The organism is Pinisolibacter sp. DMC100 (assembly GCF_056313705.1).
Genome location: NZ_JBQUZT010000001.1, coordinates 1,120,619 through 1,143,663 on the forward strand (window position 1 = coordinate 1,120,619; position 23,045 = coordinate 1,143,663).

Here is a 23,045-nt window from a genome sequence, read left to right on the forward strand (position 1 = left end):
GGCTCGCCTACCGTTCCGCACGTGGGTCGTGCGGTTGCCCGAGCGGGCATGCGGGGGTGGAAGCCGACTTTTCACTTCGGCGAGTGTCGTTGCGTCCGCCTTAAGAAAAGGGAAACGGAAAGCAATTCGGACTGCGAAATTTCACCGGAAGAAAGTCGGTATACCGATGATTTCGGAAACGATTGAAATCGTATACGAAATCGAATGGTTTTCGACCGGTCTGGGTTTGGACGGAGTCCAGATTTCGCGCCTCCGACTACAGTCGAATTACCTAACGTCAGGCTTTCGGTTCTCCGTGACCGATCACCCGGCGGACGCCGAGATGACGGGCGCGGACGGCGCGTTCGACGTCGTCGATCGCCGCGTGCAGTTCGGCGACGCCGATCGACGGCTCGGCCAGGCAGTGGAAGTTGACCACCACGCCCTCGGCGGTGGCGCGGGCCCGCACGTGGTGGACCTCGCCGACGATGCCGCCGCGCTCCGCCGCCGCCTGGAGGTCGCCGCGGATCTCGGCGAGCGACGGCTCGTCGAGATCGAGGCCGGTCAGACGATCGACGGTGATCGGTTCGATGTGGGTCTCGACCTCCGAGCCGGGGCCGAGTTCCGCCTCGATCGCCGTCTCGAGCCCGCTCGCCACCGCATGGGCCTCGGCGAGCGGCATGCGGCCGTCGACCTCGAGGTCGAGCGAAACCGAGATGCGTTCGTCGGCGAGCGTCTGGACGAAGAGGTGATGGACGGCGACGCCGCGGTTGCGGGCGATCACCATGATGCGCTCGTGGATCGTCTCGTCGTCGAGGGCGATCGGATGGACGGCGATGGCGATGTCGACCTCCGGCATGGCACGGGCGACCGCCGCCTTGACCTCGGCCTTGATCGCCGCCGTCTCGTCGAGCGAGCGGATGCGGGCGACCGCGACGTCGAGATCGACGAAGATCGTGGCGCCCGACGGCCGCGCCCGGATCCGCTCGATCGCCACGACGCCGGCGACCCCTTCGGCGATCGTGCGGATGCCTTCGGCGACGCCGTGGGGGGCGGCGTCCATCAGCGAGTCGATGGTGCGCCGGCCGAGCCGCCAGCCGGCGAGGCAGACGAAGGCGGAGACGCCGATCGCCGCCAGCGCGTCGCCGAGCGGCCAGCCCGCCCAGACGAAGCCGAGGCCGACGAGCACGACCGCCGAGCTCCACATGTCGGAGGAGAAGTGCAGCGCATCGGCCTCGAGCGCCGGGCTGCCCGTCTCGCGCGCCACCTTCAGCAGGTGACGGGCGCGGAAGAAGTCGACGACGATCGACACCACCACGACGCCGACCGCGACGAGGCTCGCCTCCGGCTCGCCGCCGTGGCCGAGGATGCGCTGCACCGCCTCCCAGGCGATCCAGCCGGAGGCGACGAAGAGGAGCCCGGTCTCGGCCAGCGCCGCGACGCTCTCGATCTTGGCGTGGCCGTAGTGGTGCATCTCGTCGGCGGGCTCGTCGGCGATGCGCACCGCGAACCAGGTCATCACCGTGGCCCCGACGTCGAGCAGGCCGTGGATCGCCTCCGACAGGAGACCGAGCGAGCCGGTCATGACCGCCACGATCGCCTTGGCGATCGTCAGGCCCGTCGAAGCGACGATGGAGCCGAGCGCGGCGGCTTCCTTCTGCTCGCCGTGCGAGACATTCTCATTTGCAGTCATGGACTTGGCTCCGATCGCCGGGACGTGCGGCATCCCTAGGTCGTGCGGTCCGGAGGGGCAAGCGCCTTGCCGACACCGGCGGTGACGACCTTCGTCGGTGTGGGCCTGAGGCCACACCCCGGTCGGCGAGCGCACGGCCGGCGCGATTTCGGGTGGACGTGGCTCCGGACGCGGTCTATCCGCTGGACGTGGTTCCGCCGCATCGCGGCATCATGGTGATCCGCCGTTCGTCCGCGTCGCTGGACCCGGCCCGTCTCGACGACACTCCGACCCCGAAAGGACGGCCCATGGGCGCCGATCGTTTCCTGCGCGTCTTCTCCCGCACCACCCTCGTCGGCGCCCTCGTGGCGGCGTTCGTCGGCGGCACCGTGGGTCGGGCCGGCGCCGAGGAAGGGGGCGAGGAGACGCTGAAGACGCTCTATCGCATCGCCATCTCGGCCGAGATGTGCGGCTTCCCGATGGGCCAGCGCGAGGCGACCAACCTCGGCAAGGCGATGAACCGGGCGCTGGCCGAGACCAACCTCTCGCCCGACGCCGCCGACGCGCTCTACCGCGACGTCGACGCCGCGCTCGAGGCCGAAGGCTTCGAGAAGATCTGCGCCGGCGACGGTGCGCGCAACTACCGCGCCCTTCTCGCCGCCAACATCCGTTGATCGATCGCGCCTTTCGCGCGTATCCTCGTCGACCTTCGCAAATCCGTCGTGTGGAATCGCCATTCTCGCGGCTCGACCGTCGGTCGCGCGACGCGACGGTTGCGTTTCGTCCGTGACGGTGGCAACCGATCGGGACAGGCGCGAGAGGCGCGCGCTGGCGAGGGTTCCATGAGCATCGACGATCGGCGGGAAACGGCATCGTCCGGCATCCTCCTCTCCGGAGACACGGCGGTCGGACCACTGGTCCGGGCGGTGATCGATGCCGTCGACGAACCCTGCATCGTGGTCGACGGCACTCACGAGGTGCGCTGGTTCAACCGTGACGCGGCGCTGCGCTTCCCCGCCCTGTCGGAGGGCTTCCCGCTGTCCTTCGGCGTGCGCGTCACCCAGCTCTACGACGCCGTCGACACCGCCCGCGACCGGCTGGCGGCCGAGATCGTCGAATGGCACGACAAGGTGCCGACCGAACGCTGGTCGCGCGCCCACGTGGCGCCGCTGATCGTGCCCGGCATCGCGCCCTTCCTCATGATCCGCATCGAGGACCTGACCGAGACGCGCCGGATGGAGCGCATGCGCGCCGACTTCGTCGCCAACGCCAGCCACGAACTGCGCACGCCGCTCGCCGCCCTCTCCGGCTTCATCGAGACGCTGCAGGGTCCGGCGCGCGAGGACGGCGCCGCCCGCGCGCGCTTCCTCGGCGTCATGGCCGAACAGGCGGGGCGGATGAAGCGGCTGATCGACGACCTCCTGTCGCTGTCGCGCATCGAGATGAAGGCGCATCTGCGCCCCGAGGCCGAGGTCGACCTCTGCGAGGTGCTCGCCCGCGTCCTCGACCTCGCCCGCCCGGCCGCCGGCACCGAGGGCGTCACCCTGGCGCTCGAGGGCTGCGACACCGCCCGCGCGGTGCGCGGCGATCGCGAGGAACTGGTCCAGGTCTTCACCAATCTGGTCGAGAACGCCGTCAAGTACGGCGGCGCCGGCGGCTCGGTCGAGGTGACGGTGCGGACCGAGGGCGATCTGGTGCTGGCGACCGTGCGCGACCACGGCGACGGTATCGACCCGGTCCACCTGCCGCGCCTGACCGAGCGCTTCTACCGCGGCCATTCCGACGGCGCCGGTTCGCGCCGCGGCACCGGCCTCGGCCTCGCCATCGTCAAGCACATCGTCACCCGCCACGGCGGGCGGCTCGACATCTGGAGTCGGCGCGGCGAGGGCTCCGCCTTCACCGTCGCGCTCGACCGCTGGAAGTCGTGAAGCGCTAAGAAATCAACAATTTGGAGCGTCATCAAACTGACGTCTCCGCGTCATAGAAACGGGGCGACCCGGGCCGGTTCCGCCGGACGGTTCGCGCCAGTGGAACGAGGTTCGCTCGATGACCAACCATACCGTCGTCGCCTACGATCAGGAACTGAAGGAACTCGCCGGCCGCATCGCGGAGATGGGCGGGCTCGCCGAAGGTCTCGTGACCGACGCCGTCACCGCGCTCGTTCGCGGCGACACGACGCTGGCGCAGAAGGTGGTCGCCACCGACGCCCGGCTCGACCGCCTCCAGCACATCGTCGAGGAGCAGGCGATCGTCATCATCGCCAAGCGCCAGCCGATGGCGCTCGATCTGCGTCACATCTTCGTCGCCATGCGTCTCGCCGGCGACCTCGAGCGGGTCGGCGACCTCGCCAAGTCGATCGCCAAGCGCGTCATCGCCATGAACGGCGGTGTCCGTCTGAAGAGCGTGCTGATCGGCGTCGAACACCTCGCCGAGATCGCGCTCGAGCAGCTCAAGGCCGTGCTCGACGCCTATGCCGCGCAGGACTCCGAAGCCGCGATCGTCGTGCGCGATCGCGACGAGCAGATCGATGCGCTCTATACGTCGCTGTTCCGCGAGCTCCTCACCTACATGATGGAAGACCCGCGCAACATCACCTTCTGCACCCACCTGCTGTTCTGTGCCAAGAACATCGAGCGCATCGGCGATCATGCCACCAACGTCGCCGAACAGGTCCACTATCTGGTGACCGGCGAGCAGGTGATCGGCGAGCGTCCGAAGGGCAACGACGCCGAGCAGATGAAGTTCGAGGCCGGCGTCTGAGCCGGCCCGAGGAACGAGGGACGACATGGCCCGCGTGTTGATCGTCGAGGACGAGGAGGCCCTCGGTCTCCTCCTGCGCTACAATCTCGAGAGCGAGGGATACGACGTCGAAGTCGTCGCCCGAGGCGACGAGGCCGATACGCGCCTGAGGGAGAGCGTTCCCGATCTCCTCATCCTCGACTGGATGTTGCCGGGGCTCTCCGGCATCGAACTGTGCCGCCGCCTGCGCGCCCGCTCCGAGACCGAACGCCTGCCGATCATCATGTTGACGGCACGCGGCGAGGAGAGCGAGCGCATCCGCGGCCTCTCCACCGGCGCCGACGACTACGTGGTGAAGCCCTTCTCCACCGCCGAGCTGATGGCCCGCGTCCGCGCCATGCTGCGTCGGACCCGGCCGGAGCTGGTCTCCACCCTGCTGCGTTCCGGCGACCTCGAGCTCGATCGCGAGACCAAGCGCTGCCGCCGCGCCGGCCGCGAGATCCATCTCGGACCGACCGAATTCCGCCTGCTCGAGTTCCTGATGCAGTCGCCCGGCCGCGTCTTCACCCGCGAGCAGCTGCTCGACGGCGTCTGGGGCATGGACGTCTATGTCGACGAACGCACCGTCGACGTCCACGTCGGCCGCCTGCGCAAGGCGGTCAACCGCCCGCGCGAACGCGACCCGATCCGCACCGTGCGCGGCTCCGGCTATTCCTTCGACGAACGCTTCGGCGCGATGGCCTGAGGCCGTCGCGACCGGCGCGCGATCGCCGCGCCGTTCCGACATCCCGAAATGCAGAGAGCCCGACGATCGCTCGCCGGGCTCTCTGCGTTTCTCGGGCCTCTCGCCTCAGGCGCGACGGCGGTCGCGGCGGCGGTCGGCGACCGGCTGATAGGCCAGCCGCGCGTGATAGGCGCAATAGGGGATGCCGACGTCGGAGCGACGGGCGCAGAAGTGGAAGTCGGACGCCGACGGATCGCCCATCGGCCACTTGCAGGTCTGCTCGTTGATCTGCAGCACCGAGGCGTTGGGGATCAGCGGCTCGTCGGAGAGCGACACCAGCTGCGGCGCCGGCTGGGCGTGACGGCGTTCCTCCGGCCGGGTCTCGGCCTTGAGCGCGGTGGCGCCGACGCTGACCGGGCCGCCTTCCGAGCGCCCGGTCGAGGTCGCGGGACGGGTGACCGGCTTCTTCGGGCGGCTGGCGGAGGGCTGAGGCGCCTTGGCCCGGCCCGACAGGCCGAGCCGATGGACCTTGCCGATCACCGCGTTGCGGGTGACGCCGCCGAGTTCGCCGGCAATCTGGCTGGCGCTCAGTCCGTCGCCCCAGAGCTTCTTGAGAAGCTCGACCCGCTCGTCGGTCCAGGAGATCATCGCTACCCTCGCAGTCGTGGCCGGCGATCGAACCTTCCGAATCCCTTCTCGTCCGGAGGAATCCCTCCGGGGCCGCCTCGTTTCCGAGGCGTCGACGCAAGACGAGAGGTATGGGATCGGACGATCCGTCGCACGAGATGTCGTGTTTAACAAGTCGTAAACTACACTAGCCGTAGACTCGCGAGCAAGGCGGCGAGGAATCGTTTCGGTGGATGAACGATGTCTTTTCCCCAGCGTTGAGTCCGATCTGCAACAGGGGATGACACGTACCGCCGAGATCGCGCGCTTCGCGCGACGGTTGCGATCCGTGGACTTGCGTATGTCGTCGCCGATGGTCTGCCGCGACCGCGGTTTTCGGCCGGCGACGTTGACAATTCGACCCTTCCGCCCCCATTATCCGCGCGCTCGACGAAAGGTGCCCCAAAGGCACTTCGATCGTCGTCGCGGGTGCCGCCCGGAGGGCGGCATCGTTCGTTTTGGGGGCCCGTCGCGAACGTCCGCCCCTGCCTGCAGGAACCCGGGGGCGTCCGCCTTCTCCGCGCTCGAAACGCGGCCGGCGGCGTCCGGAGACGAGAGAATGACCGAAACCGCGCTCTATTCGACTTTCGCCCGCGTCGACCTCGAGTTCGTCCGCGGCCGTGGGGTCTGGCTCGAGACGGCTTCGGGCGAACGATGGCTCGACATGATGGGCGGCATCGCCGTCAACGCGCTCGGCCATTGCCATCCCCATCTCGTCGCGGCGCTCACCGAACAGGCCGAGAAACTGTGGCACGTGTCGAACGTCTTCGCCGCGCCGCATCAGGAGAAGCTCGCCCGTCGTCTGGTCGAGACCTCCTTCGCCGACCGCGTCTTCTTCACCAATTCCGGCGCCGAGGCGCTGGAATGTGCGATCAAGACGGCGCGTCGCCGCCAGTTCCACGAGGGTCGGCCGGAGCGCTATCGCCTGATCACCTTCGAAGGCGCCTTCCACGGCCGCACGCTGGCGACCATCGCCGCCGGCGGCCAGGAGAAGTACATCGAGGGCTTCGGTCCCAAGGTCGACGGTTTCGACAAGGTCGAGGGCTTCGACGAGGCCAGGGTCCTCGCCGCCATCGGTCCCGAGACCGCCGGCATCCTGATCGAGCCGATCCAGGGCGAGGGCGGCATCCGCCCGGTGCCGCCGTCCTTCCTCGCCTTCCTGCGCCGCGTCTGCGACGAGCACGGCCTGTCGCTGATCTTCGACGAGGTCCAGTGCGGCATGGGTCGTACCGGCAAGCTGTGGGCCTACGAGGTCGCCGGCGTCGCCCCCGACATCCTGGCCTCGGCCAAGGGCATCGGCGGCGGCTTCCCGCTCGGCGCCTGCCTCGCGACCGAAGCGGCCGCCGCCGGCATGACGGCGGGCACCCACGGCACGACCTACGGCGGCAATCTGCTCGCCATGGCCGCCGGCAACGCGGTGCTCGACGTGGTGCTCGAGGACGGCTTCCTCGACGCGGTCGCGCAGAAGGGTCTGCGCCTCAAGCAGAAGCTCGCCGCCGTGGTCGATCTCCATCCCGAGATCTTCCAGGAGGTGCGCGGCGAGGGCCTGATCCTCGGCCTCAAGTGCCGCCGCCCGCCCGCCGGTGTGATCGCCGCGATGCGGGACCAGAAACTGCTGGCGGTCGCCGCCGGTGACGACGTTGTACGCTTCCTGCCGGCTCTGGTGGTGAGCGACGAAGAGATCGACGAAGCCGTGGCGCGTGTCGAAGCCGCCGCCCATGCGCTTCTCGAGGCCGAAAAGGGGGCCGCTGCGTGACACTTACTTCCGGCAAGCGCCATTTCCTCGATCTGCCCGACGTCTCCAAGGCCGAGCTCCGTGCCATCCTCGACGAGGCGTCCCGCCTGAAGCGCGTCCGCCGCGGCGCCTTCGAGGGCGAGGGCCCGCTCGCCGGCAAGGTGCTGGCGATGATCTTCGAGCGTCCCTCGACCCGCACCCGCGTCTCCTTCGACGTCGGCATGCGCGAGCTCGGCGGCCAGACCCTGATGCTGACCGGCGACGAGATGCAGCTCGGCCGCGGCGAGACCATCGCCGACACCGCGCGCGTGCTCTCCCGCTTCGTCGACGCGATCATGATCCGCATCCTCGATCACGGCGCGCTGAAGGAACTGGCCGACAACGCCACCGTTCCGGTGATCAACGGCCTGACCAAGCTGTCGCATCCCTGCCAGATCATGGCCGACGTGATGACCTTCGAGGAACATCGCGGCCCGATCGCCGGGCGCACGATCGCCTGGGTCGGCGACGACAACAACGTGCTCGCCTCGTGGATCCACGCCGCCGAGCGCTTCGACTGCAAGCTGCGCATCGCCACGCCGCCGGAACTCGCCCCCAAGACCGACATCATGGCCTGGGCCCGCAAGGCCGGCGCCTCGGTGGTGTGGACCGAGGACCCCTACGAGGCGGTCGCCGGCGCCGACTGCGTCATCACCGACACCTGGGTGTCGATGGGCGACGACGAGAGCGAGCGCCGCCACAACCTCCTGAAGCCCTATCAGGTGACCGAGAAGCTCATGTCGGCGGCCAACCCCGACGCGATCTTCATGCACTGCCTGCCGGCCCACCGCGACGAGGAGGTGACCGCGGAGGTCATCGACGGTCCGCGTTCGGTGGTCTTCGACGAGGCCGAGAACCGTCTCCACGCCCAGAAGGGCGTGCTGGCGTGGTGCCTCGGTCGCGTCGGCGCCTGATCGCGAGACCGTCTTTCGGGGTGCCACTGGCGAAACGTGCCTCGGCGCACCAGATAGATGACGAATTGGAGCCGACGGCCGCACCCCGCGCCGTCGGCTCGCCGCTTTCGAAGACGAGCCCGCCATGACGCAAGCCGACACCATCCCGGCCACCGCCACCCAGGACGTGGTCCTGCCCTTCACCGTGCCCGCGCTCGACCTGCGCGGCCGTGCCGTGCGGCTCGGCCCGAGCCTCGACGCGATCCTCGCCCGCCACGCCTATCCGGAGCCGGTCGCCCGCCTGCTGGCCGAAGCGATCGCGCTGACGGCGCTGCTCGGCTCGTCGATCAAGTTCGAGGGCCGCTTCATCCTCCAGACCCGCACCGACGGGCCGGTGTCGATGCTGGTCGTCGACTTCCAGACGCCGGACGGCATCCGCGCCTATGCGAGCTTCGACAAGGACGGCGTCGCCCGCGCCATCGCCGAAGGCCGCGTCTCGCCGCCCGACCTGCTCGGCCGCGGCCATCTCGCCATGACCGTCGACCAGGGTCCCGACATGCAGCGCTATCAGGGCGTCGTCGCGCTCGAGGGCGAGAGCCTCGAGGAGGTCGCGCACGTCTGGTTCCAGCAGTCGGAGCAGATCCCGACGAAGGTCCGCCTCGCCGTCGCCGAGGAACTGACCCGTTCGAACGGCGGCCCGCGCCATGCCTGGCGCGCCGGCGGCGTCATGGTGCAGTTCCTGCCCGAGAGCGAGGACCGGGTGAAGGCCCGCGACCTCCACCCCGGCGACGCGCCGGAGGGCACCGAGGCCCACGAGGTCGAGATCGACGACGCCTGGGCCGAGGCCGAGGCGCTGGTCGGCACCGTCGAGGACGTCGAGCTGACCGACACCGACGTGTCGTCGGAACGGCTGCTCTATCGCCTCTTCCACGAGCGCGGCGTGCGCGTCTTCGAGCCGCTGGCGATGGTCGAGCGCTGCCGCTGCTCGCGCGAGCGGGTCGAGGGCATGCTGTCGCAGTTCTCGGCCGAACAGGTCGACGACATGACGGTCGACGGCGCCATCGAGGTCACCTGCGACTTCTGCTCGACGAAGTATCACTTCGATCCGGCGGCGGTCCACGCGATGCGCGGCGAGGGCTGAGGCGCGCGGGGGCCACCCCGCGCATTCCTCGCTTCCTCAGAACACCGTGCCGTCGGAGACGATGGTCAGCGGCGGCGAGCCGTCGGGGCGGCGGTCGCGGGCGAGCCTGCGGCCGGCGAGCCAGGTGCCGCCTTCCAGCACGCAGGCGAGCGGGAAGTTCAGCGCGTTGCGGCCGAGGTTCTGGCGGATGATCGCCGCCAGCCGGTCGACGACCGCGATGGTCAGCGCCCGCCATTCCACCACCAGCTCGTCCTCGACCGAATGCGAGCGCTTGGCCGCGGCCGGATCGCGCAGCACCAGGATGCCGCCGTCGATCAGCAGGCCGCCGTTGCGGTATTCGGCGAGGCCGGTCAGTCCGTCGAGCCGCGTCACCTCGAACCCCGCCCAGGAGAGCGGTTCGATCAGCGAATAGGTCATCCACTGCGACAGCTTGTGGATCGGCATCAGGTGGCGGGTGGCGTCCGACGTCTCGAGCTTGTGGTGTATCCAGGTGTCGCCGAGCGGCACCCCGGCGAGCGACCAGCGGCCCGGCCAGATCGGCCCGAGCGCGTCGAGCAGGGTCTCGAGCACCGCCGGAGCCGGCACCCGGCCGTCGGGGAAGCGTTGGGCGAGATGGTCGACGAGCCCACCGGGCCGCGCGCCGTCGGCGGTGCCGAAGACGTCGGGGCGATGGGCGATCTGCTGGCCCAGCCGATTGATCAGGCCGAGCCGCCCCTCGAGCCCGACCAGCGGGTTCGAATGCGACACCTGCAGACCGTCGGCCAGTTCCTCGAGCGTCAGCCCGGCGAGGGCGCGGGCATCGGCGCGCAGCGGGTCGAAGGGCTCGGTCGAGAAGATGCCGGAGGCGAACATGGCGAGCGAGGCGACCGCCAAGCCTTCCGTGCGGGCGAAGGTCTCGCCGGTCACCGCCTCGGCATAGGACCAGCGCGGGCCGGCGCCGGCGTCGAGCAGCACCGAGACGACGGCGAGGTCGATCGAGGCGCGGGCGAACTCGCGCGCGTCCATCCACTCGCGGCCGGCGGCGAGCGAGCCCCAGCGGTCGATGCCGCCGACCTCGAAGTTGCGCCAGCGCGAATGCGGCGGCACCTCGAGGGTCGGATGTTCGGAGCGGATCAGCCGCGTCACCCATTCGGCGACCGGATCGAGGCGGGCGAGGTCGACGCGGAAATGGTCGAGCCGCTCCATCAACGCCAGATCGAACAGGTGGTTGGCACGCTCGCGCACCGCGTCGGCGGAGAGCAGGCGTCGCGCCGCGGCGACGTCTTCCGGCGAGGGCGCGGCGGCATCGGTCGTCATGCGGGCAGCGTCTCCGTCTGGGGGGCGAACCGGTCGGACGACCGATTCGTGGCCAGCGTGGTCCGATTTTCAGTAATGGTCGAGCCCTCGACCCACCGTCTTGTCGAGATCTTCACCGCTGGGTGCACCTTCCGGAGCGTAATAGCCGGCGGCCTTCTTCGCCTCCATCTCGACGCGGGCGTCCGCCGGGATCAGATCGTCGGGGATCGCCACCCGTTCGCCGATCTCGATGCCCGAACCGGTGACGGCGTCGTACTTCATGTCCGACATCGAGACGAAGCGGTCGATGCGGGTGATGCCGAGCCAGTGCAGCACGTCGGGCATCAGCTGCTGGAAGCGGGCGTCCTGGACGCCGGCGACGCATTCGGTGCGCTCGAAATAGGTCGCGGCGCGGTCGCCGCCTTCCTGGCGCTTGCGGGCGTTGTAGACGAGGAACTTCGTCACCTCGCCGAGCGCGCGGCCTTCCTTGCGATTGTAGACGATCAGTCCGACGCCGCCGGCCTGGGCCTCCTTCACGCATTCCTCGATGCCGTGCACCAGATAGGGCCGGCAGGTGCAGATGTCCGAGCCGAAGACGTCGGAGCCGTTGCACTCGTCGTGGACGCGGCAGGTGAGCCGCTTCGACCGATCCGACAGCCCCGCCGGATCGCCGAAGACATAGACCGTCTGGCCTCCGATCGGCGGCAGGAAGACCTCGAGATCGGAGCGGGTGACGAGTTCGGGATAGATGCCGCCGGTCTGTTCGAACAGCACCCGGCGCAGGATGTCCTCCTTGACGCCGAAACGTTCGGCGATGCCGGGCAGCCACCACACCGGATCGATGGCGATCTTGGTGACGGCGATGTCGCCCTGCGGCCGGACGATGTCGCCGTCGACGCGGATGCGGCCCTTCTCGAACTCCGGCGTCAGTTCCGGCAGCGTCAGCCGCGCCTTGGTGACGGCGATGGTCGGGCGGATGTCGACACCGTCGGCGATCTCCGCGGCGAAGATCTTCTGCACCTCGTGACCGAAGGGATCGAGCGAGACGATCTCGCCGGGCCGCGACCACGAGGGATGGGGCCCGATGTCGATCGGCGGCGTGGTGTTGGTGAGATCCGGGCGCTGCAACGGATCGAGCGCGCCGGAGGCCACCGCCAGCGCGCGATAGACCGCGTAGGACCCGCCGTGGGTGCCGATGGCGTTGCGATGCGAGGTCCGCGTCACCGTCGCCACCACGGGACCGCGCTCGCGCGGGTCGGCGGCGCCCCAGTTCAGCGGAAAACGCAGGGGGCGCGAGGCGCCGGGATGGGACGTCAGACGGATGTGGCCGGGCTTTTCGGGTGTCGTCACGGGCAGGCCTCCGAGGTCGACGCGGGCGTCGCCGGAAAGGACCAGACTGTCAGATAATTCGCGCAGTGCAAACCGGTCTCGCGGTCACCGCGGGGCTCCGGCGCCGATCGGCGGTGGAGGGCGGTCCCGCGGGCCTTGCGGGCGGCGCGGACCGGGCTAAGGTGCGGGAAAGAGACGAGATCCGCGAAGGAGTACGGTGATGGCGTTCGAAGGAGTGACGGTGGTCGACCATCCGCTGGTCGCGCACAAGCTGACGATCATGCGCAAGAAGGAGACCTCGACGAAGGGCTTCCGGACGCTCTTGAAGGAGATTTCGCTGCTCCTCGCCTACGAGGCGACGCGCGATCTCGAGCTGACCACGGTCGAGATCGAGACGCCGCTGCAGCCGATGCACGCCCCGACGCTCGCCGGCAAGAAGCTGGTCTTCGCGCCGATCCTGCGTGCCGGCATGGGCCTGCTCGAAGGCATGCTCGAACTGGTGCCCTCCGCCCGCGTCGCCCACGTCGGCCTCTACCGCGACCCCAAGACGCTGACGGCGGTCGAATATTACTTCAAGGCGCCGGAGGATCTCGCGGACCGTCTGGTCATCGTGCTCGACCCGATGCTGGCGACCGCCAACTCCGCCTCCGCCGCGATCGAGCGGCTGAAGGAGGCGGGCGCCAAGAACCTTCGCTTCGTCTGCCTGCTGGCCGCTCCCGAGGGCATCGCCAAGCTGCGCGGCGAACACCCGGACGTGCCGATCACCACGGCGGCGATCGACGAGCGGCTGAACGACCACGGCTACATCGTCCCCGGCCTCGGCGACGCCGGCGACCGGATCTACGGCACCAAGTGAGCCCGAGCGGGCGGACGGGCGAACCGGGGAGGCGTCGGGCTTGATCGTCGTCTTCGGCACGCTCAACGTCGATCTCGTGGTGGCGGTCGCCCGCCTGCCCGCCCCCGGCGAGGGGGTGAAGGGCGGCGATCACCAGCTCTTCTCCGGCGGCAAGGGCGCCAACCAGGCGCTCGCCGCGGCCCGCGCCGGCGGCCGGGTGGCGCTGGTCGGCGCCGTCGGCCGCGACGCCTTCGCCGCCACCGCGCTCGCCGGTCTCGCGGAGGCCGGCATCGACGTCTCCGGCGTCGCCCGCTCCGACCGGCCGACCGGGCTCCAGACCATCGCCGTCGACGGTCGCGGCGAGAACCTGATGATCGGCTCGATCGGCGCCAACGGCGATGCCTCGCCGACGGCGCTCCTGCGTCGGCTCGGGCGCGACACGACGCTCGTCGTGCAGAACTCGCTCGGGGTCCGCGTGACCGAGGCGGCGCTCGCCGGGGCGCGGATGGCGGGATCCCGCATCGTCTTCAACGCCGCCCCCGTGTTGCCGCTCGCCGAGGCGAGCTTCGCCGCCGCCGACGTGGTGATCGTCAACGCGCCGGAAGCGGCCGAGACGGCGCGGCTCTTCGGCCTGCCCGAGGCGCCGGCCGACTTCGCCCGCACTGCTGCGGCGCGGTTCCTCGCCACCGTGGTGGTGACGCTCGGCGGGCGGGGTCTCGTCGCCGCGACGCCGGACGGCGCGCTCTTCGAGGGCGCACCGCCACCGCTCGCTGTCGTCGACACCACCGGGGCGGGCGACGCGCTGATCGGCGCTCTGGCGGCGGGTTTCGACCGCGGTGCGGCGATCGAGACCGTGCTCGCCGAGGGCCTCGCCGCGGGGGCGCTCGCCTGCCGGGCGGCCGGTGCGCGATCGAGCCTCGGCGACCGGCACGAGATCGAGGCGCTGGCGAAGACGATCACGATCCGGTGCATCGGCTGAGGGCGACCCGGCCGGTTCAGGGCCTGTTAGGAGAATCGACCGAGAATGGCGACCTCGAAGGATGAGGTCGCATGCTGCGCAGGGTTCTCCGTTTCGCGCTGTTCGGCTCGTTGGCGGTGCTGATGTCGCCGATCTACGTGCCGAAGCTGCTCCATTTGGTCGCCTTCGTCACCGATCGCCCGGTGGCGGTCGACGGGCGCGCGACCGGCTATCGCGTCGAGGAAGGCGCGGCGCCGATGGCGGCGATGCGCTCGGGCTCCGGCCGGCGCGTGACCATCGAATCCGACGGCCGCGGTCATTTCCAGACGGACGCGGCGATCAACGGCCGCACCGTCCCCGTCCTCATCGACACCGGCGCGACCTCGGTCGCGCTGCGCCAGGAAGACATCTCCCGTCTCGGGCTCCGGCAGCCGATGCCGTCCGACTACACCGTGCCGATCGCCACCGCCAACGGTCAGGCCAAGGCGGCGCGCGTCATCCTCGACGAGGTCCGGATCGGCGGCGTCAAGGTGCGCAAGGTCGAGGCGCTGGTGATGCCCGAGCGGGCGCTCGGCACCAATCTCCTCGGCATGAGCTTCATGCGGCGGCTCTCCAACGTCGAGATGGCCGACGGCCGCCTGACGTTCGTGGAGTGAAGGACGCGGCGTGACGGGGCGGGACTTGCGTCGCGCTTCCCCCGACGTCATCCTCCTGCCGAATCGGGCGGGTCGGGCCGCTCCTCGTTCGAGACGATCCGCCATGAGACGCGCCTCCGCCTCGATGCTGCTCCTCGCGGCGCTCGCCCTGGCCGCCCCGGCCGCGGCGCAGCTCGTCGAGGTCGGCAAGGCCCCCAGATCCGACAGGTCGGCGAAGACGCGCGAGCTGCGCGTGCTGCGCCTCGGCATCGTCGCCCCGGTCCGCCGCGATGCGGCGCTGGCCCGGGTCGAGCCCTTCCGCGCCCATCTCGCCGGTTCGCTCGACACCTCCGTCACGGTCCAGACCTTCGACGACGAGACCGCCCTCGTCGGCGCGCTCGTCGCCGGCCGGATCGACTATGCCCCCCTGTCGGCGCTCGGCTTCGCCGTGGCGAGCCGACGCTGCGACTGCGTCGAGCCGCTCGCCGCCCCACGCGCCGCCGATCGTGCCGCCGGCTGGCATGCCGTCGTGCTGGGCAGACCCGGCGCCGCCCCGGCCAAGGTCGGCGATCTCGCCGGCCTGCGGTTGGCCGTCACCGAAGGGGATGCGATCGGCACGCGGCGGCTGCCGCTGATGCTGCTCTCACGTCTCGGCCTCACCGGCGACAAGGCGCCGGTCCTGGTCGAGACCGCCGGTCCGACAGAGGCGCTGACGGCGCTGGTCGAGGGCCGCGCCGACGCCGCGGTCGTCTGGTCGAGCCTCGACGGCGACCCGCAGGAGGGCTGGAGCCGCGGCACGCCGGCCGAGATGGTCGCGGCCGGTCTGGTCAAGCCTTCGGACTATCGCGTGGTATGGTCGTCGCCGACGCTGCCGCTCGGCCCCCACACGGTGCGCGCGGCGCTCGACGAGGCGACCAAGCGGCGGCTGCGCGAACTCCTGATCCAGCTCGACACCGATCCCGAACTCTACGAGGCGATCGAACGGGAGAATTCCGGCGGCTTCGTCCGCGTCGGCACGCCCGCCTATCGGCCGTTCATAGACCTTCTGGCGCCCGACGACGCCGGCCCCGACAAGCCGACGACGACCGGCACGGCGCCGGGACGGGGGTGACCTCGTCCGCCGATCGGCCTCACGGTTCGCTCGCCGGTTCCATCGCGGCGACGACGCTCTCGCCGGTCTCGACGAAACGGGCGTGGAGGACGGCGAGCGCCGCCGAGACGAGGCGGGCGCGGCGGTCGTCGGCGCGGCTCGTCACCGTCACCGGCACGCGGGCGCCGACCACCAGACCCGAGGTCTCGGCCGAGGCGAGGAACACCAGCTCTTTGGCCAGCATGTTGCCGCTCTCGAGATTGGGGGCGATCAGCACGTCGGCATGGCCGGCGACCAGCGAGACGATGCCCTTGGTGGCGGCGGCGCCGGCGTCGATGGCGTTGTCCATGGCGAGCGGCCCGTCGACGATGCCGCCGAGGATCTGGCCGCGCTCCGCCATCTTGGAGAGCACCGCCGCGTCGATCGTCGACGGGATCGCCGGATTGACCGTCTCGACCGCCGAGAGCACGCCGACCTTGGGCAGGGTGATGCCGATGGCACGGGCGAGGTCGATGGCGTTCTGGACGATGTGGACCTTGGCGTCGAGATCGGGGGCGATGTTGATCGCCGCGTCCGAGATCAGGAGCGGCGTCGCTCGGCCCGGCAGGTCGAGGACGAAGACGTGGGAGAGGCGCCGGGCGGTCCTGAGACCGCCGTCGCGCTTGACGACGTGGTGCAGCAGCGCGTCGGTGTGGAGATGCCCCTTCATCACCGAGCGGACGCGGCCCTCGTGGACGAGGGCGACGGCGCGGGCGGCGGCACGGTCGTCGTCCTCGGCCGGCTCGATGGCGATGCCGGCGATGTCGAAACCGTGGCGGGCGGCGCAGGCCTCGATACGGGCGCGGGAGCCGACGAAGACGGGATCGATCAGCCCGGCCGCGGCGGCCTCGAGCGCGCCGCCGAGCGAGGCCTCGTCGTCGGGCCGGACCACCGCGGTCGGCAGCGGCGGCAGGGTGCGCGCGGCCGACAGCAGGCGATCGAAGGCGACGTGGCGCTCGACCATCACCTCGGGAATGTCGATGTGCGGCAAAACGATGCGGGCGATCGGCGCGGCCACGACGCCGTGACCGTCGAGCACCGCCTCGCCGTTGGCCTTGGCCGCCTTGAAGGCGAGTGCCACGGTGCCGTCGGGACAGTTCGCCGTGATGGTGACGGCGGCGGTGATCTCGTCGCCGGGGGCCACGGGGGCGAGGAAGGTGATGGCGACGGAACGCCAGACCGATCCGGGGCCGGGCATGCGGTTGCCGACCGCCGCCGAGAGGATCGAGGCGATCAGGAAGGCCGGGATCGTCGAAGCCGCCGCGTGACCGTCGGCACCGAGAACGCCGGCGGGCAGCGTCAGAGGATTGTGATGGCCGGAAAGGCGGGAGAAGAGGAAGAGATCGTCGGCGCGGATGCGCCGGGTGACGGCCGCCCCCGCACCGGTGGCGATCTCGTCGCGCAGCTTGTTCTCGATCATGGCTGTCCCCCTTCGAACGGACCGGCGGACGCCCGCCGCCTCGCTTCGGTGCACGGCACGTCGTCGGCGTTCTTGCGTCGCGGTTCCCGCGTATGTAGGCCCGTGAGAGCGGCACGGGCGACCCGGATCAGGTGCAGTCCTGACTGTTGTAGACGATGGTCGTCGACAGGCGCGGGCGGAAGTAGGAGATGTCCTCGAGCGTGATCGCGCCCGTTCCCCAGATGTCCTTCATCACCGAGGAGAACACCGAGGTGTAGGAATAGCGCACGCGAGTGATGATCACTTCCTCGCCGTCGGCAATCATGCCGGTCGGGATGGTGATCGGCGGCGCCGAACCGGCCGTCCAGGCGGTGTCGTTCTGCGTCGCGCTCCAGCATACCTTGTTGCCCGTCGAAGTCTTGTACTTCACTGCCGAGATGATCATCTTGGTTCCGCTCGACGGCCACGGCGTCATCACCGATGAGGCCGCAGCCATGATGTCCGTCATCTCGGAGGAAGAGACGGTGCTCGCCTGGGCGACGAGGTCGCCGAGCGTCGAGGACGTGTGACCGACCTTGCGGAAGATCGACAGTGCGATCGAGATCTCGTTGCCGCCGATGAAGATCGTCACCATCAGCGGCAGCAGCAGCGCGAACTCGACCGCCGCGGCGGCGCGCGTGTCGCCGAAGAGCGAGCGGCGGCGGGAACGGAGCCGGGGAGGAGCCTTCAGCATGAGCCACCTCCGGGGAAGGGTTCGTTGCGGAAGGCGGCGACACCGGTCATCAGCACCTTGCCGCCGGGCACGCTCGCGGCGTCCCACAAGAGCGACTTGAAGAAGACCGGATAGGGATAGAAGACGCGGACCACGACGATGCAGGAGCCGTTGCCGGTCTGGTAGCTCGTCACCTTGGTCTGGTCGAAGTTGCCGTCGGAGTCCTTGTAGGCCGACGCCGAAGACAGATCGCCGACCGCCGCGAAGTTGGCGTAGGTCTTGGATTCGACCGCGAGCTGGTTGCAGTCGAACAGGACGTAGAGCCGATTGCAGACCTGGGTGGCGAAGGCGCTCGCCGAGGGCACGGAGGTCGAGGCCTGGCCCGTGCGGATCAGGCGCGCCGTGTCGTTGGTCGCGGTGTCGAGCAATTGACCGGCGAGGAACATGATCGCCAGTTCGAAGATGGCGCAGAGCAGAAAGACGAAGGGCGCCGCGATCATCGCGAATTCGACGGCGGCGGCACCGTTCTCGGCGCGGACGAAGCGTCGGACGACGGCGCCACGCCGGTGCGTCTGCACGTCGTTCGACCCCTTCCGGCGATCGCTCATGTCGCTTTCCTCGTTCCGATCGTCGCGAAACGACGAGGCTCGCCTCGCTTCGAGGTCGAACCTGCGCGCGAAAGACTGAACATTCGGTTCCCTCGGTGGTCGGACGCGGCCCTTCCGCCTCACTGCGGCGGTGTCACCGCGCCGGCGACGAAGCCGTTGCGGCCGGAGAGCTGACCCTGGGCCTGCGAGAAGAACTCGGGGGCGTCGCCGGGCTCGAGCGCCACGTTGCAGTTGGGCGTGCAGGAATAGGTCGAACGCTGGACACCCCGCTGCACCGTCACCATGCCGCGATCGGGCTTCTCGACGGCGATCAGCTCGTCGGCGATCAGTTCGCCCTTGGCGTCGAGGATGACGAGATTGGTGACGCCGGTGATCTTGCCGGTGATCACCAGGGTCTGGCGGTCCTGGATCGAGGCGTCGGCGATCGCCGGGTTGCCGATGACGATCGTCGCGGCGGGCGCGGAGATGCGCATGACCTTGGCGCGATCGATCATCACCGCGATCGGGTCCTTGGCCGCCGACGGGGTCGCGGCGCCGAGCGACGCGGCGGCCGCGACGAGGGCGGCGAGAAGAGCGGGATGGCGCACGGCACGTACCTCTGTCTCGATGGCGGCGCGCCCGCGTCGCACGCGCGAGGCGGGCGGGGCACGCGTTCAGTCGACGAGATACTGAAGCGTTTTGGTGAACGATCGCTTAAGCCGCGTTTCGGCACACCGGTGTAACCCTTTGCTCACCATGTCGGCATTCCCCCTACGGAACCTTTCGCTAACCATCTCGATTTACCCCAATTTAGGTCGCGCCCCGTAGTGTCGGTGTCAGACTTCGAACGGCCAACGTGTCGGTCGACGTGATGCGAAGTCAAAACCGTGTGCGTACGAGGAGCCTATCGATGACCATCTTCAATCGTTTTCTCAAGGACGAGTCCGGCGCGACCGCGATCGAGTACGGCCTGATCGCCTCGCTCATCGCTCTGGCGATCATCGCCGGCGCCACTGCCGTCGGCAGCAAGGTCAATGCCGCGTTCAAGACGATCGCGGACACGGTCGGCACCAACGCCGGCTGATGCCGCGCAGCGACCGGCGCGGAACCGACCGCGGGCGGGCCTCGGCCTGCCCGTCGGACATCGGCCGTTGCGCCGGTCGTTTCGGGCAGGACGACGCCCGTGCGACGACGATCGCCGTCGACGCGCAATTCAGGAGCTTTCGATGAACAAGCTTGTTCGCCTTCTTCGGGACGAGTCCGGCGCGACCGCGATCGAATACGGTCTGATCGCCTCCCTGATCGCTCTGGCGATCATCGCCGGGGCCACCGCCGTCGGCACGCAGATCAACGCCGCGTTCAAGACGATCGCGGACACGGTCGGCGCCAACGCCGGCTGATCCCGCCGCCGATGCGGCCCCGGCCGGTCGGGCGTCACGGCGCCGCGGCGACACGTTTCCGTCGGGCGGGAACCTCCGGTTCCTGCCCGTCTTCGTTCGTGGGCGCCGTTCACCTTCCCTCAACGTCCCTCCGGGATGATGGCCTCGCGCGGCGCGAGGCGCCTCGGGAGACCGTCGCATGATCCATGCCCTGACCATCGTCGTCGTCGCATCGTTCCCGCTCCTGACGGTCTTCGGGGCGTCGACCGACTTCCTGACGATGACCATTCCCAACCGCGTCACCCTCGGCCTCTTCGCCGCCGGCGTCGCGGCGCTGGCGCTGACCGCGCCGGGATGGACGGTGGCGGGGTTTCATCTGGCCGCCGCCGCGGTGGTCTTCGCCGCCGGCTTCGCGCTCTTCGCGCTCGGCTGGATGGGCGGCGGCGACGTCAAGTTCGCCAGCGCCGTCGCGCTGTGGCTCGGCTGGGGCCATCTCTCCGACTTCGTGCTGACCTTCTCGATCTACGGCGGCGTCCTGACGCTGCTCGTCCTCCTGACCGACCGGGTGCTGGCGCCGCTGCCGATTCTCCGGATCGGCTTCCTCGCCCGTTTTCCCGAGCATCGCCACGTCCCCTACGGGCTGGCGCTGGCGGCGGCCGGACTGCAGATCTTCCCCTCGACGCCGTGGATGGCGCTGCTGCCGCTGCTCTGAGGGCGACGCCCGAAGGGCGCGAACCGTAGACGTCATGGACGTTTACCTCCGGTTCACTACACAAAATCACCCGTCGTTAACCATACCTGAACCAATTGCCCCCGAAAGTCCGGGTAGATGGGCGTCGTCGGCGTCCGAACCTGTCCTCGGGTCGTGTCATGAAGGTCTCTCGTCTGGTCGTACTGGTGGTCGCGCTCTTCGCGGGCATCCTGGCGGCGATGATCGCGGTGAAGATGTCGCACCGGCCGGAACCCGTTCCCGAGCCGGTGGCGGCGGCTCCGGCCGTGCCGCAACTCGAGACGATCGACGTGCTGGTGGCGGCCGCCGACATCGGCATGGGCCGGCGCATCGGCGCCGGCGATCTCGTCTGGCAGCCCTTCCCCAAGGCCGGCATCGTCGAGGCCTACGTCACCAAGGCGTCGCGTCCCAACGCACAGCAGGACTTCGTCGACTGGGCCGTCCGCACCGCCTTCGTCAAGGGCGAGCCGATCCGTGAGCAGCGTCTGATGAAGGCCGATCGCGGCTTCATGTCGGTGATCCTGACGCCCGGCATGCGGGCGACGGCGGTCGAGGTGAAGGCGGTGTCGTCGGCCGGCGGCTTCGTGCTGCCGAACGACCATGTCGACATCCTCCTGACCCGCGCGGCGGCCAAGGCGGCCGGTGGCGATCCCTTCGTGACCGAGACCATCCTGACCAACATCCGCATCCTGGCCGTCGACCAGCAGGTCAACGACAGCAAGGACGCGCCCTCCATGCTGGCCCGCGACACCGTGACCCTCGAGCTGACCCCGCGCCAGGCCGAGATCGTCGCCCAGTCGCAGCAGCTCGGCACGATCTCGCTGGCGCTGCGCGCCCTGCGTGATCGCGAAGAGCCCATCGTCGAGGACGACGCCGGCGCCGGCAGCGGCTCGACGGTGAAAATCGTCCGCTACGGGGTGAGTTCGACCGTTTCCGTCCGCCGCTGAGGCGGGCGCCGTTTCGACCCCGCCCGAGCGGCGGCGCGTATCGAGGTGATCGCATGTTCGCCAGATTGGCCTTCCCACGTCCGACCGTCGCCGCGCTGGCGTTCGCGGCCGCCGTGGCCGCTCTCGTCGCGGTGCCGGCACCCGTCCGCGCCCAGGCGACCCAGCGCATCGTCTCCTCGGAGGAACGGCCGGACCGCGTCGTCCATCTCGCCCTGTCGAAGTCGAAGATCCTCGACTTCGACGAGGAGATCCGCGACATCCTGGTGTCCGATCCGAAGATCGCCGACGCCGTCGTGCGCTCCTCCAGGCGCCTCTATCTGATCGGCAACAAGTTCGGCACCACCAACGTCGTGGTGTTCGGCGCGAACGGACGGGCGGTCGCCAACCTCGAGATCCAGGTCGAGATCGACACCGGCGCGCTGGAGACGCTGCTGCGCCGCCTCATGCCGAAGAGCAACATCAAGGTCGAGGCGGTGCGCGGCACCGTCGTCCTGTCGGGCACGGTGGCCTCGAGCACCGACGCGATCCAGGCGCACGAGGTGGCGAGCCGTTTTGTCGGCGCCGATCCCAAGCTCGGCGCCACCACCACCGGCTCGACCGGCGGCGCGTCGGGTTCGGATGCCTCCGGTTCGTCGGTCCAGGTCGTCAACGCCCTGACCATCGGCGGCAAGGACCAGGTGATGCTCAAGGTCACCATCGCCGAGGTCCAGCGCGAGGCGGTGAAGAAGCTCGGCATCGACGTCAGCGCCAGCGGCGGACCGTCGCATTGGGCCTCCGCATTCAACCAGACCGCCACGTTCCCGATCACTTCGGGCACCACCCCGAACACGATCGGCGGCACCTACACCGGTGGCGGCTACACCCTGTCGGCGAACCTCCGGACGCTCGAACAGAACAGCCTGATGAAGACGCTCGCCGAGCCGAATCTCTCGGCGCTGTCGGGCGAGCAGGCCCAGTTCCTGGTCGGCGGCGAATATCCGGTCCCGGTCAGCCAGTCGTCCGGTTCGTCCGGCAGCACGATCGGCGTCGAGTTCAAGACCTACGGCATCGCGCTCAACTTCCAGCCGATCGTGCTGGCGGAGGACCGCATCAACCTGACGGTCAAGACCGAAGTCTCCGAGCTGACCTCCGACGGTGCGGTGACCATCGGTACGCTGACCATCCCGGCGCTCCGGGTGCGGCGCGCCTCGACGACGCTCGAGATCCCGTCGGGCGGCGCGATGGTGCTCGGCGGCCTGATCAAGGACGACGTCCGCCAGGCGCTCACCGGCATGCCGGGACTGATGAACCTGCCGATCCTGGGCACGCTCTTCCGCTCGCGCGACTTCCAGCAGTCGCAGAGCGAACTCGTCATCTTCATCCAGCCGATGGTGGTGCGTCCCGTCGCGGCGAACAAGCTCCAGCGGCCCGACCAGAACTTCCGCCCCGCCGGCGACGCCGCGGCGATGTTCATGGGACGGCTCAACCGCGTCTATCGCGCCAACGGTCAGTCGCCCGGCGGCGGCTGGGCGGGTCGCGTCGGCTACATCTTCGATTGAGGGC

24 protein-coding genes are annotated in these 23,045 nt (G+C 69.7%); 16 read left to right on the top strand and 8 right to left on the bottom strand.

The genetic code is table 11. The features are described from left to right. Window positions 1-277: 277 nt before the first annotated feature. Window positions 278-1,672, bottom strand: coding sequence for a cation diffusion facilitator family transporter (locus ACT541_RS05135; RefSeq protein ID WP_476134798.1), 1,395 nt, complete (start codon window positions 1,670-1,672; stop codon window positions 278-280). A 287-nt stretch (window positions 1,673-1,959) separates the two neighbouring features. Between ACT541_RS05135 and ACT541_RS05140 the strand changes: the two genes are divergently transcribed. From ACT541_RS05140 to phoB, 4 genes are all read left to right on the top strand, one after another. Then, complete coding sequence (locus tag ACT541_RS05140) at window positions 1,960-2,325, top strand: hypothetical protein (protein WP_476134800.1); 366 nt, start codon at window positions 1,960-1,962, stop codon at window positions 2,323-2,325. Between the two features lie 168 nt (window positions 2,326-2,493). Beyond that, window positions 2,494-3,579, top strand: coding sequence for an ATP-binding protein (locus ACT541_RS05145; RefSeq protein WP_476134801.1), 1,086 nt, complete (start codon window positions 2,494-2,496; stop codon window positions 3,577-3,579). A gap of 118 nt (window positions 3,580-3,697) precedes the next feature. Continuing rightward, a complete protein-coding gene (phoU, locus tag ACT541_RS05150; protein ID WP_476134802.1) occupies window positions 3,698-4,411 on the top strand; it encodes a phosphate signaling complex protein PhoU in 714 nt (237 codons plus the stop codon). Between the two features lie 25 nt (window positions 4,412-4,436). Beyond that, window positions 4,437-5,135: a phosphate regulon transcriptional regulator PhoB gene (phoB, locus tag ACT541_RS05155; protein WP_476134803.1), complete on the top strand. Its 699-nt coding sequence runs from the start codon at window positions 4,437-4,439 to the stop codon at window positions 5,133-5,135. A gap of 105 nt (window positions 5,136-5,240) precedes the next feature. Here the strand turns inward: phoB and ACT541_RS05160 are convergent, their stop codons facing one another. Next, window positions 5,241-5,759 (bottom strand): GcrA family cell cycle regulator, encoded by a 519-nt coding sequence (locus tag ACT541_RS05160; RefSeq protein ID WP_476136036.1) that lies wholly within the window; start codon window positions 5,757-5,759, stop codon window positions 5,241-5,243. Between the two features lie 580 nt (window positions 5,760-6,339). On the opposite strand from ACT541_RS05160, the gene ACT541_RS05165 reads away from it, so the two are divergent. The 3 genes from ACT541_RS05165 (at window position 6,340) to ACT541_RS05175 (ending at window position 9,588) form a co-directional block, all read left to right on the top strand. Further along, complete coding sequence (locus tag ACT541_RS05165) at window positions 6,340-7,536, top strand: acetylornithine transaminase (RefSeq protein WP_476134805.1); 1,197 nt, start codon at window positions 6,340-6,342, stop codon at window positions 7,534-7,536. Next, complete coding sequence (gene argF, locus ACT541_RS05170) at window positions 7,533-8,468, top strand: ornithine carbamoyltransferase (protein WP_476134807.1); 936 nt, start codon at window positions 7,533-7,535, stop codon at window positions 8,466-8,468. Before ACT541_RS05165 ends, argF begins: the two co-directional genes overlap by 4 nt. 124 nt (window positions 8,469-8,592) lie before the next feature. Beyond that, complete coding sequence (locus tag ACT541_RS05175) at window positions 8,593-9,588, top strand: Hsp33 family molecular chaperone (RefSeq protein ID WP_476134809.1); 996 nt, start codon at window positions 8,593-8,595, stop codon at window positions 9,586-9,588. A gap of 36 nt (window positions 9,589-9,624) precedes the next feature. Here the strand turns inward: ACT541_RS05175 and ACT541_RS05180 are convergent, their stop codons facing one another. Both ACT541_RS05180 and ACT541_RS05185 read right to left on the bottom strand, forming a co-directional pair. Further along, window positions 9,625-10,884 (bottom strand): URC4/urg3 family protein, encoded by a 1,260-nt coding sequence (locus tag ACT541_RS05180; protein ID WP_476134811.1) that lies wholly within the window; start codon window positions 10,882-10,884, stop codon window positions 9,625-9,627. 69 nt (window positions 10,885-10,953) lie between these two features. Then, window positions 10,954-12,213, bottom strand: a complete 1,260-nt coding sequence (locus tag ACT541_RS05185) for a GTP cyclohydrolase II (protein WP_476134812.1) — start codon at window positions 12,211-12,213, stop codon at window positions 10,954-10,956. Between the two features lie 199 nt (window positions 12,214-12,412). Here ACT541_RS05185 and upp point away from each other — a divergent pair, with 199 nt between their 5' ends. The 4 genes from upp to ACT541_RS05205 all read left to right on the top strand — a co-directional run bounded on the left by upp (window position 12,413) and on the right by ACT541_RS05205 (window position 15,731). After that, on the top strand, window positions 12,413-13,048 hold the full coding sequence (upp, locus tag ACT541_RS05190; RefSeq protein ID WP_476134814.1) for a uracil phosphoribosyltransferase: 636 nt from the start codon (window positions 12,413-12,415) through the stop codon (window positions 13,046-13,048). Between the two features lie 40 nt (window positions 13,049-13,088). Beyond that, complete coding sequence (locus tag ACT541_RS05195) at window positions 13,089-14,006, top strand: PfkB family carbohydrate kinase (RefSeq protein WP_476134816.1); 918 nt, start codon at window positions 13,089-13,091, stop codon at window positions 14,004-14,006. A 71-nt stretch (window positions 14,007-14,077) separates the two neighbouring features. Then, window positions 14,078-14,641: a retropepsin-like aspartic protease family protein gene (locus tag ACT541_RS05200; RefSeq protein ID WP_476134817.1), complete on the top strand. Its 564-nt coding sequence runs from the start codon at window positions 14,078-14,080 to the stop codon at window positions 14,639-14,641. A 103-nt stretch (window positions 14,642-14,744) separates the two neighbouring features. Continuing rightward, window positions 14,745-15,731, top strand: a complete 987-nt coding sequence (locus tag ACT541_RS05205; RefSeq protein WP_476134819.1) for a phosphate/phosphite/phosphonate ABC transporter substrate-binding protein — start codon at window positions 14,745-14,747, stop codon at window positions 15,729-15,731. A 19-nt stretch (window positions 15,732-15,750) separates the two neighbouring features. On the opposite strand, the gene ACT541_RS05210 is transcribed toward ACT541_RS05205, so the two are convergent. The 4 genes from ACT541_RS05210 to ACT541_RS05225 form a co-directional block, all read right to left on the bottom strand. After that, complete coding sequence (locus tag ACT541_RS05210) at window positions 15,751-17,169, bottom strand: bifunctional enoyl-CoA hydratase/phosphate acetyltransferase (RefSeq protein ID WP_476134821.1); 1,419 nt, start codon at window positions 17,167-17,169, stop codon at window positions 15,751-15,753. Between the two features lie 127 nt (window positions 17,170-17,296). Next, window positions 17,297-17,881, bottom strand: coding sequence for a TadE/TadG family type IV pilus assembly protein (locus ACT541_RS05215; RefSeq protein ID WP_476134823.1), 585 nt, complete (start codon window positions 17,879-17,881; stop codon window positions 17,297-17,299). Further along, the gene (locus ACT541_RS05220) at window positions 17,875-18,468 is read right to left on the bottom strand and encodes a TadE/TadG family type IV pilus assembly protein (protein ID WP_476134825.1); all 594 of its coding nucleotides are present in this window, start codon (window positions 18,466-18,468) and stop codon (window positions 17,875-17,877) included. The genes ACT541_RS05215 and ACT541_RS05220 overlap by 7 nt, the downstream gene beginning before the upstream one ends. Before the next feature lie 119 nt (window positions 18,469-18,587). Beyond that, on the bottom strand, window positions 18,588-19,055 hold the full coding sequence (locus ACT541_RS05225) for a pilus assembly protein N-terminal domain-containing protein (protein WP_476134826.1): 468 nt from the start codon (window positions 19,053-19,055) through the stop codon (window positions 18,588-18,590). Between the two features lie 302 nt (window positions 19,056-19,357). Between ACT541_RS05225 and ACT541_RS05230 the strand changes: the two genes are divergently transcribed. From ACT541_RS05230 to ACT541_RS05250, 5 genes are all read left to right on the top strand, one after another. After that, on the top strand, window positions 19,358-19,531 hold the full coding sequence (locus tag ACT541_RS05230) for a Flp family type IVb pilin (RefSeq protein ID WP_476134827.1): 174 nt from the start codon (window positions 19,358-19,360) through the stop codon (window positions 19,529-19,531). Between the two features lie 142 nt (window positions 19,532-19,673). Further along, a complete protein-coding gene (locus ACT541_RS05235; RefSeq protein ID WP_476134829.1) occupies window positions 19,674-19,847 on the top strand; it encodes a Flp family type IVb pilin in 174 nt (57 codons plus the stop codon). Window positions 19,848-20,025: 178 nt separating this feature from the next. After that, window positions 20,026-20,538 carry an A24 family peptidase gene (locus ACT541_RS05240; protein WP_476134831.1) on the top strand — a complete coding sequence of 171 codons (513 nt, stop codon included), beginning with the start codon at window positions 20,026-20,028 and terminating at the stop codon, window positions 20,536-20,538. A 158-nt stretch (window positions 20,539-20,696) separates the two neighbouring features. Next, window positions 20,697-21,503, top strand: coding sequence for a Flp pilus assembly protein CpaB (cpaB, locus tag ACT541_RS05245; RefSeq protein WP_476134833.1), 807 nt, complete (start codon window positions 20,697-20,699; stop codon window positions 21,501-21,503). A gap of 53 nt (window positions 21,504-21,556) precedes the next feature. Continuing rightward, the gene (locus tag ACT541_RS05250; protein WP_476134834.1) at window positions 21,557-23,041 is read left to right on the top strand and encodes a type II and III secretion system protein family protein; all 1,485 of its coding nucleotides are present in this window, start codon (window positions 21,557-21,559) and stop codon (window positions 23,039-23,041) included. Window positions 23,042-23,045: the final 4 nt, after the last annotated feature.

Excerpts from the sequence above, each read along its gene's own strand:
- ACT541_RS05135 (WP_476134798.1), bottom strand. The coding sequence starts at position 1,672 with ATGACTGCAAATGAGAATGTCTCGCACGGCGAGCAGAAGGAAGCCGCC.
- ACT541_RS05140 (WP_476134800.1), top strand. The coding sequence starts at position 1,960 with ATGGGCGCCGATCGTTTCCTGCGCGTCTTCTCCCGCACCACCCTCGTC.
- ACT541_RS05145 (WP_476134801.1), top strand. The coding sequence starts at position 2,494 with ATGAGCATCGACGATCGGCGGGAAACGGCATCGTCCGGCATCCTCCTC.
- phoU (WP_476134802.1), top strand. The coding sequence starts at position 3,698 with ATGACCAACCATACCGTCGTCGCCTACGATCAGGAACTGAAGGAACTC.
- phoB (WP_476134803.1), top strand. The coding sequence starts at position 4,437 with ATGGCCCGCGTGTTGATCGTCGAGGACGAGGAGGCCCTCGGTCTCCTC.
- ACT541_RS05165 (WP_476134805.1), top strand. The coding sequence starts at position 6,340 with ATGACCGAAACCGCGCTCTATTCGACTTTCGCCCGCGTCGACCTCGAG.
- ACT541_RS05175 (WP_476134809.1), top strand. The coding sequence starts at position 8,593 with ATGACGCAAGCCGACACCATCCCGGCCACCGCCACCCAGGACGTGGTC.
- ACT541_RS05180 (WP_476134811.1), bottom strand. The coding sequence starts at position 10,884 with ATGACGACCGATGCCGCCGCGCCCTCGCCGGAAGACGTCGCCGCGGCG.
- upp (WP_476134814.1), top strand. The coding sequence starts at position 12,413 with ATGGCGTTCGAAGGAGTGACGGTGGTCGACCATCCGCTGGTCGCGCAC.
- ACT541_RS05200 (WP_476134817.1), top strand. The coding sequence starts at position 14,078 with ATGCTGCGCAGGGTTCTCCGTTTCGCGCTGTTCGGCTCGTTGGCGGTG.
- ACT541_RS05205 (WP_476134819.1), top strand. The coding sequence starts at position 14,745 with ATGAGACGCGCCTCCGCCTCGATGCTGCTCCTCGCGGCGCTCGCCCTG.
- ACT541_RS05210 (WP_476134821.1), bottom strand. The coding sequence starts at position 17,169 with ATGATCGAGAACAAGCTGCGCGACGAGATCGCCACCGGTGCGGGGGCG.
- ACT541_RS05215 (WP_476134823.1), bottom strand. The coding sequence starts at position 17,881 with ATGCTGAAGGCTCCTCCCCGGCTCCGTTCCCGCCGCCGCTCGCTCTTC.
- ACT541_RS05220 (WP_476134825.1), bottom strand. The coding sequence starts at position 18,468 with ATGAGCGATCGCCGGAAGGGGTCGAACGACGTGCAGACGCACCGGCGT.
- ACT541_RS05230 (WP_476134827.1), top strand. The coding sequence starts at position 19,358 with ATGACCATCTTCAATCGTTTTCTCAAGGACGAGTCCGGCGCGACCGCG.
- ACT541_RS05235 (WP_476134829.1), top strand. The coding sequence starts at position 19,674 with ATGAACAAGCTTGTTCGCCTTCTTCGGGACGAGTCCGGCGCGACCGCG.
- ACT541_RS05240 (WP_476134831.1), top strand. The coding sequence starts at position 20,026 with ATGATCCATGCCCTGACCATCGTCGTCGTCGCATCGTTCCCGCTCCTG.
- cpaB (WP_476134833.1), top strand. The coding sequence starts at position 20,697 with ATGAAGGTCTCTCGTCTGGTCGTACTGGTGGTCGCGCTCTTCGCGGGC.
- ACT541_RS05250 (WP_476134834.1), top strand. The coding sequence starts at position 21,557 with ATGTTCGCCAGATTGGCCTTCCCACGTCCGACCGTCGCCGCGCTGGCG.